At 62.8% G+C, this 15,815-nt stretch carries 12 protein-coding genes; 7 read left to right on the top strand and 5 right to left on the bottom strand.

Annotated features, from left to right (window positions below; genetic code table 11):
- Positions 1-87 precede the first annotated feature (87 nt).
- Positions 88-996, top strand: a complete 909-nt coding sequence (locus HWY05_RS24645) for a LysR family transcriptional regulator (protein WP_176059919.1) — start codon at positions 88-90, stop codon at positions 994-996.
- 32 nt (positions 997-1,028) lie between these two features.
- On the opposite strand, the gene HWY05_RS24650 is transcribed toward HWY05_RS24645, so the two are convergent.
- From HWY05_RS24650 to HWY05_RS24660, 3 genes are all read right to left on the bottom strand, one after another.
- Entirely contained in the window at positions 1,029-2,546 is a 1,518-nt protein-coding gene (locus HWY05_RS24650) for an agmatine deiminase family protein (RefSeq protein WP_176059920.1), read from the bottom strand.
- Between the two features lie 94 nt (positions 2,547-2,640).
- Positions 2,641-4,197, bottom strand: coding sequence for a DUF3138 family protein (locus tag HWY05_RS24655; RefSeq protein ID WP_176059921.1), 1,557 nt, complete (start codon positions 4,195-4,197; stop codon positions 2,641-2,643).
- Between the two features lie 229 nt (positions 4,198-4,426).
- Complete coding sequence (locus tag HWY05_RS24660) at positions 4,427-5,548, bottom strand: polyamine ABC transporter substrate-binding protein (protein WP_176059922.1); 1,122 nt, start codon at positions 5,546-5,548, stop codon at positions 4,427-4,429.
- 674 nt (positions 5,549-6,222) lie between these two features.
- Between HWY05_RS24660 and HWY05_RS24665 the strand changes: the two genes are divergently transcribed.
- From HWY05_RS24665 to HWY05_RS24685, 5 genes are all read left to right on the top strand, one after another.
- Entirely contained in the window at positions 6,223-7,017 is a 795-nt protein-coding gene (locus tag HWY05_RS24665; RefSeq protein ID WP_176059923.1) for a hypothetical protein, read from the top strand.
- A 27-nt stretch (positions 7,018-7,044) separates the two neighbouring features.
- Entirely contained in the window at positions 7,045-8,457 is a 1,413-nt protein-coding gene (locus HWY05_RS24670; protein WP_176059924.1) for a DUF1254 domain-containing protein, read from the top strand.
- Positions 8,458-8,484: 27 nt separating this feature from the next.
- Positions 8,485-9,444, top strand: a complete 960-nt coding sequence (locus tag HWY05_RS24675; RefSeq protein WP_051980593.1) for a transporter — start codon at positions 8,485-8,487, stop codon at positions 9,442-9,444.
- Between the two features lie 262 nt (positions 9,445-9,706).
- Positions 9,707-10,333, top strand: a complete 627-nt coding sequence (locus HWY05_RS24680; RefSeq protein WP_176059925.1) for a hypothetical protein — start codon at positions 9,707-9,709, stop codon at positions 10,331-10,333.
- A gap of 80 nt (positions 10,334-10,413) precedes the next feature.
- Positions 10,414-11,844, top strand: coding sequence for a hypothetical protein (locus tag HWY05_RS24685; protein ID WP_176059926.1), 1,431 nt, complete (start codon positions 10,414-10,416; stop codon positions 11,842-11,844).
- A gap of 71 nt (positions 11,845-11,915) precedes the next feature.
- On the opposite strand, the gene HWY05_RS24690 is transcribed toward HWY05_RS24685, so the two are convergent.
- Positions 11,916-12,989, bottom strand: a complete 1,074-nt coding sequence (locus HWY05_RS24690; protein WP_035552772.1) for a glycosyltransferase — start codon at positions 12,987-12,989, stop codon at positions 11,916-11,918.
- On the bottom strand, positions 12,989-14,242 hold the full coding sequence (locus HWY05_RS24695) for an oligosaccharide flippase family protein (protein ID WP_035552775.1): 1,254 nt from the start codon (positions 14,240-14,242) through the stop codon (positions 12,989-12,991). Before HWY05_RS24695 ends, HWY05_RS24690 begins: the two co-directional genes overlap by 1 nt.
- 341 nt (positions 14,243-14,583) lie before the next feature.
- On the opposite strand from HWY05_RS24695, the gene HWY05_RS24700 reads away from it, so the two are divergent.
- Entirely contained in the window at positions 14,584-15,774 is a 1,191-nt protein-coding gene (locus HWY05_RS24700) for a glycosyltransferase (protein ID WP_176059927.1), read from the top strand.
- Positions 15,775-15,815: the final 41 nt, after the last annotated feature.

Below are 15,815 nucleotides of genomic sequence, written 5' to 3' on the forward strand. Positions count from 1 at the left end.
GTTGTGTGGTGAGCCATTGTGATACGGGTTACACTTGATGAAAAATGATCTTTCTTGCCCATATCAATCAACTTTTCTCATATCTCCATGCAACGTGTTCCGTCCCTGAAGTTGCTGATGGGCTTTGAAGCCGCCGCGCGGCTGGGCAATTTCTCGCGCGCGGCCGACGAACTGCATCTGTCGCAATCGGCGATCAGCCATCAGATCCAGCAACTGGAAGAACAGTTGGGGCAGCCGCTGTTTCGCCGGATCGGCCGTGGTGTGGAATTGACGGTGGCGGGCGAGGTGCTGCAGCGAAGCGTGCAACGTTCAATGGAAACGCTGCGCAGCGGGCTCGGCCGCATCGCCACGTATCTGGACCCTGGGCTGGTCGTGCTGGTATGTCCCGCGCCGGTGCTGCACGGCTGGCTGCAGCCGCGCCTCGATCAGTTGCAGCAGGTGCTGCCCGATCTGTGCCCGCTGCTCTCCACGGACGAAAGCGCGCGTTACGTCGATGAGATCGACGTCGATCTGACGATCGGCGCGCGGCCCATGCAGCAGGCCGGCCTGCTCGAAGTGCCTTTCCTGCAGGACGAATGGGTGACCGTGTGCGCCACGGAACTGGCGGCGAAACTGGCACGCGTGCCGCGTGCCAAGCATCATCTGCAGACGGGCCTGATTTGCCTCGAAGAAAACCTCACCAGCGAGAGCACTGGGCCGATTTTTCGCGGGCAGTTGTCGGCGTTTCGCATGAACGCGATCTACGACGATCAGCGTCTGGTGCTGGATGCCGTATTGCGTGGGCGCGGCATTGCCTGCCTGTCGAGGCTGGTCGCGCAAGGCAGCATCGACCAGGGCGCGCTGACCGTGCTCGCCGATTACCCGCGTTTGCCGGGCATGACATGGTGGCTGTCGCGCGTGGCCGGGCCGTCGCGCTCCGCTTTCGTCGAGCAGATGTACGACTGGCTGCTCGCACAGGGCAAGCAGGCCGATCCCGGCCGCGGGCTCGAGGTCTAACGCGTCTCGGCACCGCGGCCGGCCTTGTCACGTCACGCGGGCAGTTCCCTCGTCGTGCAGTGAATCCCGCCGCCGCCCGACGCAATCCCCAGAATGTCCACCTGAACGATGTCGCGCCAGCGGGCGTAGGGCTGGATCGCTGCCAGTGCAGCGGCGTCCGCGTTGGCGTCGTTGAATTTCGGCATGATGATCGCGCCGTTGCAGGTGTAGAAATTGACGTAGCCGGCCGCGAAGTTCGTCAACTGACTGTCGTTCAAGGTCACGCCGTTGGAAGTGCCATAGTTCGCGGGCGTAGTCAGTTCGATCAGTTGCAACGTTCTTCCACTCGCATCCGTTTGATTGTTCAGATGCTGCCAGTTGGCTTCGGTCAGCGCCCGCTCGCCCATGGAATTCGACGCGTCGTAGCAATAGGCAACCACGCCGGGCGCGAGAAACTTCGCGTAGAAGTCGACGTGCCCGTTCGTGATATCGGTTTCCTTGGCCGGCGTCGCGGCGCCGCCTTTTCCACCGGCTCCGCAACCGCGCGGAAAGATCGCCAGCCCGGGAATCCAGATGATTTTCTGCACACCCAGCGTGCGTTGCAGTTCGGCCAACACGGTGTCTTTGGCGGTTGGCAGAAGGGTCGCGTGGGCAATCACGCCATTCGGAATCGAGAACAGTTGGGGGTTGCGATTGACGTGCAGCACCGCAGATTCCGTGAGGATCGCCGTGGCGTCGCCATCGAATTCGATCGCGCCGCCTTCGAGCGTCAACGTGCTTTGAACCAGCGTCGCGTTGTTCGCATTCGCCATCCAGCCCGCCAGCGAGTGATCCTTCGCGAACGGCTGGAAGAATTTGCCCGCCTTCGACTTGTTGCTGCTCGCCGCGACCGAAGCCGGCACCGTCATGCCCGCGTTGAGGTTCAAGCCGTCCGTGTTCGCGTTGCCCCAGCCGCTGAAGTTGAAGCTCACCGCGCACAACGCGTTGCCGTTCGCCGTGTCCTTCACGAAGAGACAACCGGTGTCGCGCGTCCACAGATCGTCGAAGCCATTGGCGAGCGCGATCAGATTGACGCCGCCCACGCCCGTGCCGCGTGCCCCGTAGTTGGCGTGGATGTCGGGATTCGCGCCGCTCGCCGTCGCCAGCAAACTTTGCGCGACACTCAGGTCGACCGGCAGCACCAGCATGTTGACCGGCTCATACGTGCCGATCGCTTTCGCCACGTCCATCAGATCGGCCCGCACCCGGTCGATACCGGCGTCCGTGCTTTGCGACGTGACGGGCGTCCAGATGCCTTCCGAACCCGAGGCGAACGCCATATAGGTCGCCGTGTGCGACGCGTTTTCGGCGGGCAGCAGATACGCCGACTGGTTCGGCAACTCGTTGGCCGATAAGCGCGCGGACGAACGAGCCGCGGCAGGACTAGACGGCGAATCCGCGCCGCCGCACGCCGCCAGCGTGCCCATCAACGACACGCCGAGCAGCGTGGCTGATCCTTTGATAAAGCCGCGGCGGGTCAATGGCGAGTGAACGGGCGCCACGCACGACGGTTGGGTGCTTTTGTCTTTCATCGCATCTCCATGAGTTATGAGCTATGAGCCAACTGATTCGGTCTTTCACCGCGTCATGCCCACGAAACACGGCATGACGCTGCGTCATACCGCGCTAGAACGAGTAGATAAACTGCGTGGCGAGCAGGTCGTTGGAACTGCTGTACGAACCGTCGTTGCGCAGGAACACCTTGTTGTTGGCCCAGTCGTGCCGATACTCGACTTTCACCGTGATCTGCGTGGTCGGGAAGAACAGCAGATCGAGCGCGACGTCCTGGCGATTCGAGCCCTTGCACTGCAGGCCCAAACCGCCATTCGCCTGCGCGTTGGCCATACAGTCCGCACTAACGCCGAAGCCGTTGTACGGATCGCGCCCTTGCCCATTCAGCGCGACCCCGCCGCCACCGCCGCCGTTCTTGCTGTCGGCGAGGAAGTCGTAGCGCAGCGTCGCGCCCATCCGCCCGAGGCCCGGCACACTGAACTTGCGATGCGCGAGTAGCGACACGCCGTACCACTGCGCCTGACCGCCGTTGAAGGCGGCGTTCTGTTGCTGGCCATAGTCGAGTTCGACGTTGTATTGCACGTCGGCAAGCAGATACGTCAAGTCGGCTTCGGAGAAAAAGAACGTGCCGAAACCACTGGGCGCCTGACCGCTCACGCCATAACTAACCGCGCCGGTCGTTGGATTGATCGCGCTCGGCAAGGTCTGCCGGCCGATGTTGAACGACGCGCCGATATCGAGCGCGCTCGACCACGTATAGTCCGCGCGCGCCGTGAAGGTCGGCACCTTGTTGCTGGTCGTGATCGGGTCGCCGAGCGCATTGGTGCCGGTCTGCGTGATGGCGCCGTTGGTCCGGTACTGTTCGTTGCCGAGCAGGAACTTCCACGCCCAGTTGCCCTTCGCGTAGTTCGCGCCGAGGCCGATATAGCTGCCCGGATCGGAGAAGTCGTACAGCAGGTTGTGGGTCAGCGTGAGCATCTGGTTCGACTGCTGCACTTCATAGCCGCCGAAGCTCGACATCAGGCCGGCGACGAACGTCGTCGTGCCCGAGAGCGGCACGCTGATCACTGCCGTATTCAGAATGTCGTTGCCGATCTGGCCATGCTCGTTTTGCAGCAACGTGATGCCGTTGCCGCGATTCGGCATCAGCGTGATTTCCGCCGACGGCGCCATCGGTCCGACGCCGAAGGTCTTCTTGATATCGAGGTACACGTCGCCGAACGTACTGTTGAAGTAGCCGCCGGTGCTTTCGTGGTTCGCGAACAGGAACGACGAACTGCCTTGCGCGCGGTTGTACACGTACGTCGGATCGATATAACCCGTGATGGAGAGACCGGCAATCGGACCAGTGTTCGCGGCATCTTCGAGCGAATTCACTTTCAGTTGCTGAACGGCGAGTTGCTGCTTCATCGACGTAACGTCGTCGTTGGTGAGCGTCGCCTGCGCCTGACCGTACGCGGACGATGAGACGTCGACCGGTGCGGCCGCCGGCGTGGGCATCACGGCAGTGGCCACCGGCGTGGCCGGTGGTTGCGTCTGCAACCGCTTCACCTCTTTTTGCAGCGCGTCGAGGCGTGCCTGCAATGCCCGGATCTGGTCCGCCGTGGTGTCCGCCAGCGCGATGCCGGGCAGACAGCCCGCCACCAGCAGACCAATCAGTTTCTTTCTCACGCAAAGTCTCCTCGTTTGTTGTAGTGCGATGAATTGGTTGAGACGTTGGCCGTCGCGAGCGCTGCCTTTCACGGAACGCAGGCGCGAGCGCTCTCCTGCGAGGCGGCTCACAAAGCGGCTCACAATCGGTACTGCTGCGATCAGGGAAAGGTCGCGCTCCGGCTCTCTCGCGCGCGTTAGCAGCGCGAGAGATGGGTTAGCGCGACGAGGGTTTCATGCGGCGCGATGCTCAGCGGCCCGCCTTCAACTGCGCCCAAAGACGGTTTTCCAGGCGGACGATATCGATCGGCAACGGCTTCATCAGCGTCATCTTGCTCAGCACCTCGTCGCCCGGATAAACGCTCAGGTCCTGCGATACAACCGGGCTGACGAACGGTCGCGCGGCGCGGTTTGCGGTCGGATAGAACACCTCGTTGGTGATTGCGGCGTTGACCTTCGGGTCTTCGATATAGTTGATCCACTTCATAGCCGCTTCGGGATGCGGCGCGTCCTTCGGGATCACCATCACGTCGAACCACAGCAAGCCGCCTTCCTTGACGTTCGAGAAGCGGATCTCGTACGAGCGTTTCGCCTCGGCCGCGCGCCGCCGCGCAATGCCCACGTCGCCCGACCAACCGATCGCCACGCAAACATCGTTATTGGCGAGGTCGTTGATATAGCCCGACGAGTTGAACTGTGTGATGTACGGCCGTACTTTCTTCAGCAGATCGAAGGCCGCCTGATAGTCGCCGGGGTTCGAACTGTTCGGATCCTTGTGGAGATACTGCAGCGCGGTCGCGAACGCGTCGGCGGCCTGATCGAGGAACGAAACGCCGCAGCTCTTCAATTTCGACACGTTCGCCGGATCGAATACCAGCGCCCAACTGTCCACCGGCGCATTGTCGCCGAGCGCCTTCTTCACTTCCTGCACGTTGTAGCCGATACCGTCGGTGCCGTACGCCCAGGGCACGCCGTATTGCGCACCCGGATCGGCATCCGCGATCATTTTCATCAGCACCGGATCGAGATTCTTCAGGTTCGGCATTTGCGCCTTGTCGAGCTTCTGCAGCATGCCCGCCTGAATCTGCCTCGCCATATAGTTCGACGACGGCACGACCACGTCGAAACCCGAACTTCCTGCCAGAAGCTTCGCTTGCAGCGTGTCGTCGCTGTCGTAGTTGTCGTAGCGCACGTGAATGCCGGACTGCTTTTCGAAGTTCGGGATCGTGTCCTTCGCGATGTAATCCGACCAGTTGTAGACGTTGAGTTCGGTGTCGGCCGCGCGTGCGGATGCCGGGCAAAACAGCAGCAGCCCGGTAATCGCGACGAGAGCGGCACTCGCGGCCTGATGACGGAAATGACGAACACGCATGGTTATTTTCCTTGAAGTAAGCGTGAGGATTGAGGGTGTGTGAGGCGATCGGACACAGCCGGACACGGCGGGCGTGAATCATCCGCGCCCGCAAACTGGCTGACTACTTGTTTTCCATTACTAACTAAATGATTTATCTGAATCGCCAGGCGAATCGACATGGCGACTGTTGCTCAAGCAACCTCACCGCGACCAGGGCCGGTTGCTGCCTGTCGATGGGTGAGCCATTGTGGGTCGAACAAAAGCTGATGAGAATTGATGTTTTTTGTTTGATTCGATCAATTCCGCTCATGTCTTTCAGGGCGAAAGGTAGGGGCGCGCGCAAAAATGCCTATGCGGTACTCGGCGTGACGCATCGGTTCTGATCGCGGTGCAGCGCGTTCCGGCGTGCTTCGCCGCACTCTATAGGCTGTTACAAAATGCGTCTTTGTCAAACCCTATAGGTTTGCTAACCTTTCAGAAACAATTCGTAACGTGGTTATTACCCCATCAAATCCGACGCCCTGTCTGCCGGCGTCGAAGTGACTGAGAGGGTTAAACATGGCCGTTGTCGACCAGGTATTTCGCGTTGCCGCTCACCAGATCGATTCCCTTCAATCGGGCTTGCCGCTGGCTTAGCCAGTCTCTTTCCGATGTACTCGAATTAACTGAAGCACGCACCCCGACCCGAGGTGATGGTGAGACTGTCGATTCGCAACAGCGCGGCCGTTCTGCTAGGTTTTTCCATTGCATCGAGTGCGCTCGCTCAAAGCGAGGCCGACGACGCCAACAAGAGTAATAACCCGCTCAATCTCGCGGCGTCGTTCAACATTCAAGATTATTACGTGCCCAGCGTGCACGGCGCGAATGCGCACACCAACGACTTTCTGCTACGTCCCACAGTGCCGCTGGGCCCCAACGGCATTGTTCCCGTCCCGCAGATTTTTCGCCTGACCGCACCGGTCAGTACGCGTCCCGATCCGACCGGCGGCTACAACACGGGCCTCGGCGATATCAATCTGTTCGACATATTTCTGCTGAGTCAGAGCGGAACGCAGATCGGCGTGGGGCCGCTCGTGACGTTGCCCACTGCGACCGACCCCAGCCTCGGCACCGGCAAGTGGCAAGCCGGCCTCGCGGCCGTCGTGGTGAACGCGAGCAAGGCCAGGCTGATCGGCGCGCTGATTCAATGGCAGCACTCGTTCGCGGGCCAGAGCAGCCGGCCCACCGTACAGTCCCTCACCGCCGAGCCCTTCGGCATTTTCAACTTGCCAGGCGGCTGGTATATCCGCTCCACCGGCATCTGGACGTTCGATCTGCAGCACGGCAGCTATTACATCCCCGTGGGCCTCGGTGCGGGCAAAGCATGGAAAAGCGGCACGACGATCTACAACGCATTTATCGAGCCGCAATATTCGGTGGCGCACTCAGGAGCGGGCGTGCCACGCTGGCAGATATTCGCCGGCCTCAATCTGACCTTCGGCAAGTAGATACGACAACTCGCGAGGCGCGAAAAAATGACGTTTCGTCCTTTACTGGTAGTGAGCGTGTTCGCAGCACTCGCCGCGTCCTGGGCGTCGCCGGGCTACACACAGACGAACGGCGCCGCGCCGCCCGCCGCGTTCACGGCGTCTGCCGCCGACGCGCGTGGCATCGCCAAAGACGCGTTCCTCTACGCGTATCCGATGCTCTACAACTACAAGACGCTGTACGAGCAGGCCGTGGATCCCGCCGCGAAATCCTACGTCGGCGGCTTTGGCCGGTTTCGCAATTATTCGCAGCCTTATGGCCCGGAGAACAAGGACATCGTCACGCCGAACAACGACACGCCGTATTCCTGGGCGTGGCTCGATCTGCGGCGCGAGCCCTGGGTGCTGACGGTGCCGGCGATCCCCGACAAGCGCTATTACGTGTTCCAGTGGATCGATCTGTTCACCTATAACTTCGCGTACGTCGGCTCGCGCACCACCGGCGACGGCGCGGGCCACTACCTGTTCGCGGGACCGAACTGGCATGGCGAAACGCCCAAAGGTATCGACAAGGTATTTCGCTCCGAGACGGATTTCATCGTCACGCTGGGTCGCACCGCGCTGCTCGGACCCGCGGACGTGAAGAATCTGCAGGCGATCCAGAAGGGCTACAAGCTGACGCCGCTCTCCGCGTTCGAGCACAGCGCGCCGCCTCCGCCAGCGCCGAAGCTGTCGTTTCCGAAGTGGGACGAGGCGAAGGCGACCTCGATCGACTTCATCGCCTACCTGAATTTTCTGCTGCAATTCACGCAACCGACCAACCCCGCCGAAGCCGATTTGATGCAGCGGTTCGCGACCATCGGCATCGCGCCTGGCAAACCGTTCGATGCGTCCGCCCTGCAACCGGATCAACGCGCCGCGCTCGAAGCCGGTGTCGCCGACGGCAAAGCCGCGCTCGCGAACGCGGAAAAACAGACTACGAGTTCGTTCGATCTGTTCGGCACGCGGCAGGATCTCGGCAGCAACTACACGACGCGCGCCGTGGCGGCCGCGATGGGCATCTACGGCAATACGAAAGAAGAAGCGGTGTATGTCGGCACCCGTCTGAATGCCGACCATCAGCAATTGCTCGGCTCGCAGCCTTATGTGATTCATTTCGACAAGCAGGATTTGCCGCCGGCCACATTCTTCTGGTCGATGACCATGTACGACTTGCCCGCGCGCCACCTGGTCGCGAATCCGATTCACCGGTATTCGATCGGCGACCGGACTCGCGGCCTCAAATACGGCGACGACGGTTCGCTCGATATCTATCTTCAACATACGTCGCCCGGGCCGGCCAGGGAGTCGAACTGGTTGCCCGCACCGGAGGGCGCGTATGACGTGATCGCGCGAATCTATGGTCCGGAGGCGGCGGTGTTCAACGGCAAATGGACATTCCCGGTCCCGCGGAAACAATAGCGGCGCCTGAACCAGAGAGGGGCTCGAATGAAAGCGCACAGCGTCCGGTATTGGCAAGGCCACACCACCCGTCTCGCCCTCGCGATGTGCGCGCTGGGCGCGGCGCAGGCATCGATGGCGACGGAAGGCGGCATAGGCCGTCCGATCACGGGGATGCAGGTCACGCCGTATGCCGGCGTGGTGCCGCCCACCGCCGACTGGATCGTGTCCATCACGTCGATCTATTACGAAGGTTCGCTCGGCGCGAGCAAAAGCATTCCGATTGCCGGCACCGTCACGGCCGGGATCAACTATGACATCTCGTACAACCTGATCAACGCGATCCGGACCTGGGGCATTACCGCGGGCGGCTGGAATTTCGCGTCGTCGTTCGGCGTGCCGGTTCAGTACACCGACGTGTCGTCGTTTCACGGACGCTTGCCGAACGACACCGCGACGCAGTTCAGCGATATCTTCTTCACGCCAGTGGTCGCGGGCTACCACCTGAGCAAGACCGATCACATCGCGCTCAGCGTGCAGATGTACGCGCCGACCGGCGCCTATAACCCGAACCGGCTCGCCAATGCCGGGCAGAACACCTGGACCTTCATTCCGACGCTGGCCTACACGAAGCTGATTCCCGCGCAGAACATCGAGTTGTCGGTGAACTACGGCATCGAGTTCTATACCGCGAATAGCGACACGCATTATCACAACGCGCCGCTCAGCGTCCTCGACCTGATGGCCGTGAAACGCTTTACAGGTGGCTGGGGTCTCGGCGTGATCGGCGGCTACATTCAGCAATTGGGCAACGACACGGGCGGTCTCGCCGAATTCACCGGCGGCTCGCGAGGTCATTCGGTGGGTATCGGCCCGATGGTGTCGTGGTCCGGCAAGGTCAGCAAAACACCGGTGTCCGCGTCGCTGCGCTGGGTCAATGAATTCGAAGTGGAGAACCGGCCCAAGGGCAACGCGGTGCAGTTATCGATCAGCGCGACCTTCCAGTAACGGACACGCATGGCCTAGGGAGTGTCCCTGGGATTTCGCGCCGTTTGCAACACGCGTTCGCCAATCTGTCTTGATTAGACTGCAGGATGGCGTATTCGCGCGCTATACGGCGCATGGTGTCGATAGCCCGAGGTGCTACGCTCAGGAAAGCAGCCTTCGCGGCAGTGAGCCGCCGTTCAGCGGCAGAATCAGCAGCCATCAGAACATACCGCGAAGCGCGATTGCCTGTGAAGGGCGAAACATCGCTGCGGGAGCGACTGCGATGAAAATCAAAACTTATATTCTATTGACGCTGGTAGTGTTTAGCAGTGCTGCTTTCGGATGGCAGCCGCTGGTCTATCCCATTCGCAGTCAGAGCCCTTATCAGCGCAGCATCGACACCGCGACCTGCTATGCGGCGGCGAACCGGCAAACCAAAGTCAACATAGCGCACGAATCGCAGATTCCGCCGCGCCACCCTGCTGTTACCAAGACCTCATCGACCGGTGTGCCTTCGCGGCCGCCGTTGCCGCCCAGCAGCTTCTCGGCCACGCCGCCCGGCATCGGCATGCCGGCCGACGCGAGCGCGCCCGGCGCCAGCGCACCGGTTGCCACCGCCGCAGCGGGCGCGTCAGGGGCCAAGGCAAGCAACGCAACTAATCCAGCTAGTTCAGCCAACGCGACGGCGGCCACGCCCGCTTCGAATGCGACGGCGATGGCCGCCAATTCCGCATCGGCGACGAGTGCGGACAATGGCGCCTCGGAAACCGCCGCGGCAAGCGCAACGGAGGTCGCTGCGGCCTCGGGCGTGAAGCTGCCGCCGCTGCCGGCGCCCGAGCCGCCGATGACACAGTATTGGGCCGCGTATGGTGCATGCATGCAGGCGCGGGGTTACGTGGTAACACAGTAACCCGGCTTGCACGCCTCGCTGCGGAGCCTTGTTTTCCTTGATTGTGGCGTCAGTATTTGACGCCCTTTTGCGAAACGGCAATGCTTAGCGACATTACTTCCGATCAGCAGGATTATCCCCGATGCGGCCACTGCGGTGAGCCGCTAAGCGGCCGTTTTACGCGCTGTCCTTCGTGTCATGCGCATCCGGTCGAGACGCTCGACGCGCATCCGGCGCCGCCTCCGTCTTTGAAGATTCCGTTGGAGCCCCCCCCCTCGACGATCGACGCGCGACTGCCCGCGCGCAGAATCTGGCGGCCTTCGTCGCGCGCGCTGGTCAATCCCTACGACGTGGTAGAGGAACCCGTGGTCGACGCGCCACCGCATCAGCGATTACGGCAGTCGCTGGTGATCAGCGGTTCGGTGCTGGTGGTGGCGTCCGCGGTGTACCTGGGTTTCATCCACAGCAACGACTCGGGCGTCGGACCGCCCATCGAAGTCTCGGGCAAGGTGAAGACGCAGAATGTCGTGCCGCCGATTGCGGTAGTTCAGCATCCCGCAGCGCCTTCGACGAATCGATCGGCAGCCGCGGCAGCGCAGCGGTCCACGACGATGGCGGCCCAGCATGCGCCCGTTGTCACCGCTCAGCGCCCGTCGTCAACCGCAAGCACAACCGCGACTGCGACCACAACCGCGACGACACAGCGCCCTACCGTCGTCGCTTCTCAACATGGTCCGCAGGTCGCCGCGCAGCACGCCGCAAACGCCACCGCCACCGAGACCACGCAGCGCCCTGCGATCGTCGCTTCCCAACGTAGCCCGGCTGTCACCAGTCAGCGGCCTACGACCGAGACGACGCAGCGCCCTGCGGTCGTCACCGCCCAACGCACCCTCGCCGCCAACACCCAACGCTCCGCGGCAGCCAACGAACAGCGACCGGCACTCGCCGCCACTCAACGCACGCCGGCCACGGCCACGACCACCCCACGCCTCACGGTCATCGCCTCGCAGCGCGCCGCACCCGCACGCTTGCCGCCACTCCCGCCCGCGAATCCACCATTGCCCGCACCGCGCCGCGTCGCGGCCGCCGCGCCGGACACCCTGCGCACAGCAAGCAACGCCGGCAACTCCGGCAGCAACTCGCCGGATAAATCGCGCACGGACGTCTCGCGGCATATCAAAGCCGCACGCTTCGATCTCCAGCAAAACAATCTGTCGGCGACCCGCGCGCGACTCGCCGCAGCAATCGCCGTGCAGCCGGATAACCGTGACGCCCTCAACATGCGCTCCACGCTCAACACGCGCGAACAGCAACGCGACGCCCTGCTGAGCCTCGCGCGAAGTTGCGGCACGATCGCGCGCTGGACCTGCGTGCGCCATAGCGCGGGCAGTGCGCTGCAAATCGACTCGAGCAGCAAGGAAGCGCAGCGTCTCGTGATGCTCGCCGCGCGCGAAGCCGAGCCGGCGTTCACCCTGCCTGCGCCGTCCATACCCGATCCTGTGCCGGATCCACAGTTGGACAATCACCATTGATTGAGCCCGGCATCGCAAGACCCTCGCCGCGAAGCCACGCCATATAGACCAACGCGCCAGCGCGCCACGCCCTACCGCGTCGGCACCGCGAGCTTCACCTGATTGGCGATTGCGCGGTAGCGAGCCGCCGTATCCCTGAGCGTCAGACCGGTGAGCGAGCGTTGCGCCCGCGCCTGTCCCAACGCGGCGACCACGGCCTCGACATAGCACCGCATATCTTCGGTATCGACCAGTTGCACGTTCGGAAAGCCGTTCGCGAACGCGAAGGCCGGAATCCGGTTCGCCACGATCGGCACGCCGGAGGCCAACGCTTCGAGGAACGCCACGCTATGCGCCTCGGACTGCGACGGCATCACGAACACGTTCGACTCCGACAGCACACGCGCCACGTCGGTACGCGGCCCGGCGACCACCACACGTTCGCCGATGCCGAGCTGGTCGGCCAGCGCGATCACCTCGGCCTGATACTCGGGGTCTTCGATCACGCCGTAAAGCACGAGACGCGCGTCGTCCACCTGCTTGAGCACTTCGCTGAACGCGCGCACCGTGAGGAGCTGATTTTTCAGCGCGGTGTAGCGGCCAATCTGCACGACTTGCGGCGCGCAATCGCTGCGCGCCACGCTATCTGTGAACGAAAAACGCGCCAGGTCCACGCCGTTGGGCACCACCGTCATCGACGGATGCGGGCCGATGGCCTTCACGTAATCGGTCACGCCTTGCTGCGACACGCCGATCACCACCCGCGCGCGACCCTTCAGGAGATGTTCGACGCGCCGGAACAGCGGCCGCTCGAAGTCGTTGCCCGCCGAATGCATGACGTACACGACCGGCACACGCAGCGGCAACGCGCGCGCGTAAAACGACGGAATGGTTGCGTGCGCGAAGATCACATCGGGACGGAAGCGCTGCACCGCGCGGAACAACTGCCACAGCTTGACGGGCAAACCATGCCGATGCCGCGGGAACCAGCACTGCACGTCGTGGCTCTGCAGTTCCTCGCGCAACGAAGCGAAATCGGCATGCGCGGGCAGCAGCGACGCCACGCACACCGCCATCCCTTCGGCGGACTGGTCAAGCGCGAGGTCCTTCGCCAGGACTTCCGCGCCCGATAATCGTGGCGCAAGCACCAGATGGAAAACTCGCATCACGACGTCCTTGCAGTCAGCGTCCTGAATAGCATCCACGCCGCAGCGCAGCCGAGGCCGAGCGTCATCGACCAGGCAATGCCCGTCACGCCCCACCAATGCACCGCGGGCGGCGCACTCACCAGCAGCACGACGACCTGAATCGCCGACGCATGCACGGTCGCCTTCGCATCGCCCACCGCGCGCAGATACGCAACGAGCACGGCGATCAGCGCACCGATCGCCATGTTGATCACGAGGATCCGGAACAGCGGCACCGCGGGCAGCCAGGCCGCGCCGAGAATCAGCGAGAACAACGGCTCGGCGATCATCCTGAGCACCACGACGAACGCGGTCAGTCCCACCGCGATCGCCAGCAGATAGATCTTGATGACGCGCGACGCCGACTGCGGATTGCGCCTGTGGTGCGCCGCGAACGTGGGAAACAGGTATTGCGACATGGCGATCGCCGCATCGGCGAGCAGCATCTGCGCGAGCCGCGACGACATCTGATAGCTGCCCAGTTGCGCGGGCCCGAGCAGTTTGCCGACCACCACCTTATCGAACTGATTGAGCAACAGATTGATCACGCTGCTCGCCCAGATCCAGCGGCTGAACCCGACATAGTGACCGATGCCCGACCACACCGCGCGAATCGGCGGACGCGGTTTCATGGTGGCCCAGGTCAGCGTGCTCTTCAAGCTTTCGCCCGCCACGAGCCCGATCAGCACCGAAGCCGCACCCGCGCCGAAATACGCGAGCGCGAGCCCAACCGAGCAATCGACGAACGACGCCGCCACTTCGACGCCGGCAATGTGCTGAAAGCGCCGCTCGCGCTGCACCACGTAGTAGGTCGGTGAAGCCAGCCCGCGCAACAACGGCAACAACGCGGCCAGTTGTATCAGCACGAGCGAACCGTTCAGATGGAATTGACTGCTCAGCAGCGGCGCAAGCGCGACCAGCAGTAAAGAAATGAGGACGCCGCGCGCGGTCAGCGTCGTCCAGACCGCGCCGAGTTGCGGACGCGTGGGCGCATGCTCGCCCTGAATGACGGCCTGCGCGAGCCCGGTGTCGGACAGCGCTTCGGCAATCGCCACCGCGAGCAAGGCCACGCTCACGCTGCCGATCGCCGCCGGCCCGAGCATGCGGCCGATCGCGAGGAATTTGATCGCCACGAGGCCACGCACGGCGAACTGTTGCAGCAACACCCACGTTGCCGCACTCGCGCCGAAACTGCCCGCTATCGACACTGCCGGAAGCCTGATCGCCCGCAAGCTGTCTCTCCGTCAAAACCTGGTGCGGCCAGATGGGCGCCAGGCAGCGATAAAAGTATCGCTGCGAACGCCGCCGGCGCACAATTCATTGGGTTGCACCAGCAAGCTGGCGGGGTTTTCCTCGAACTCCAGTCTCGACCTTACCGCGAGAGAATCGGCGACAACCGCCATCAGCTAGGCGTGGTCAGCCTAAGCCAACAGACCCTGGTACGTTGGCACACAAAGCGGGTCAAATTAGCCATTACCCTTACGCGGGCGATGCTAACGTTGCTCCGCTAGCGCCTCGCAACAGCCGGCGCTCAGGTACTTTTTTCTCCTACCACGCACAGGTTACCGACGCGATGGAACAAGACTACGTCCTGATAGTGGAACCCAATCTGACCGGCCATCGCTGGCGCTATGTCGAGTGGACCATGCAGGCCTGCGCGGAAGCCGGTTACCCATGCATTCTGGTGACCGAATGCGCGAACGAAGATCACCGGCTCGCGCGTCAGATCACCGCCGCCAACCGCCCGGACCAGCAGATCGCGTTCGTCGATCCCGAAGAGCCGCAGCGCGGCCGTTTGCCGGATCCGAATCCGTACTGGCGCTTTCACCGCTACTTCAAGCGCGTGCATTCGATCCTCAGCCGCATGCAGAACATCCGCCTCGTGGTGGTGCCCTACGTCGATTACTTTTTCTATTCGTTGCCGTTTCTCGGCTCGCCGTTCGGCAAGACGCCATGGATCGGCATCACGATGCGGGCGACGTTCCATCACCACAAGGTCGGCATCAAGGCGCCCGATCGGCCGGTCGTCAACGCGATCAAGGCGCAGTTGTTCAAGCGCGCGATTCGCACCGGCGGACTGCGTACGCTGCTGACTATCGACCCCACGTTGCCCGACTGGGCCGCGCATCATTCGTCGAAGAGCAGCGCGAAAGTCGCCTATGTCGCCGATCCGTTTCCCGACGAGCACGCGGAAAATCCGGTGCTCGCGCGTGCGCGTCTCGGCCTCGATCCCGACCAGCGCTATCTGCTCGTGTACGGCGCGATCACCGAACGCAAAGGCATCTACGAACTGGTGCACGCGCTGACGCGGCTGGAACACGCACCGACGCTGATCGTCGCCGGCGAGCAGGACGACGTGACCCGCCACTTCATGCGCAATCACGTGCGCAGTCTGACGCCCGCGCCGCTGGTGCTCGACGAGTTCATTTCTAACGACATCGAACGTGATCTGTTCTCCGCCTGCGACGCGGTGTGGCTCGGCTACAAGGGACACTACGGCATGAGCGGCGTGCTGGTGCAGGCGTACCGGTTCGGCAAGCCGGTAATCGCGACGGAAGACGGATTGATCGGCTGGTTCAGCCGGCGCTGCGAGTTGGGGCCGATTCTGAGCGACCTGAGTTCCGCGTCGATTGGCCGTGCGATTACGGAAACCATGACGTCGTGGCCGCATCCGCGCGAAGCCGAGCCGGCCGCTCGCGAAAACCTGCTATCGCGGCACACGCTCGGGCAATTCAAGCAGACCTTGCTGCAGCAGATGGCTTGAGTTTCAGCGTGGTTTTAGGGCGCGTTGCTTTTTTTCCGCGC

It is taken from the genome of Paraburkholderia sp. BCC1876, from assembly GCF_902833695.1.
Taxonomy (GTDB): domain Bacteria; phylum Pseudomonadota; class Gammaproteobacteria; order Burkholderiales; family Burkholderiaceae; genus Paraburkholderia.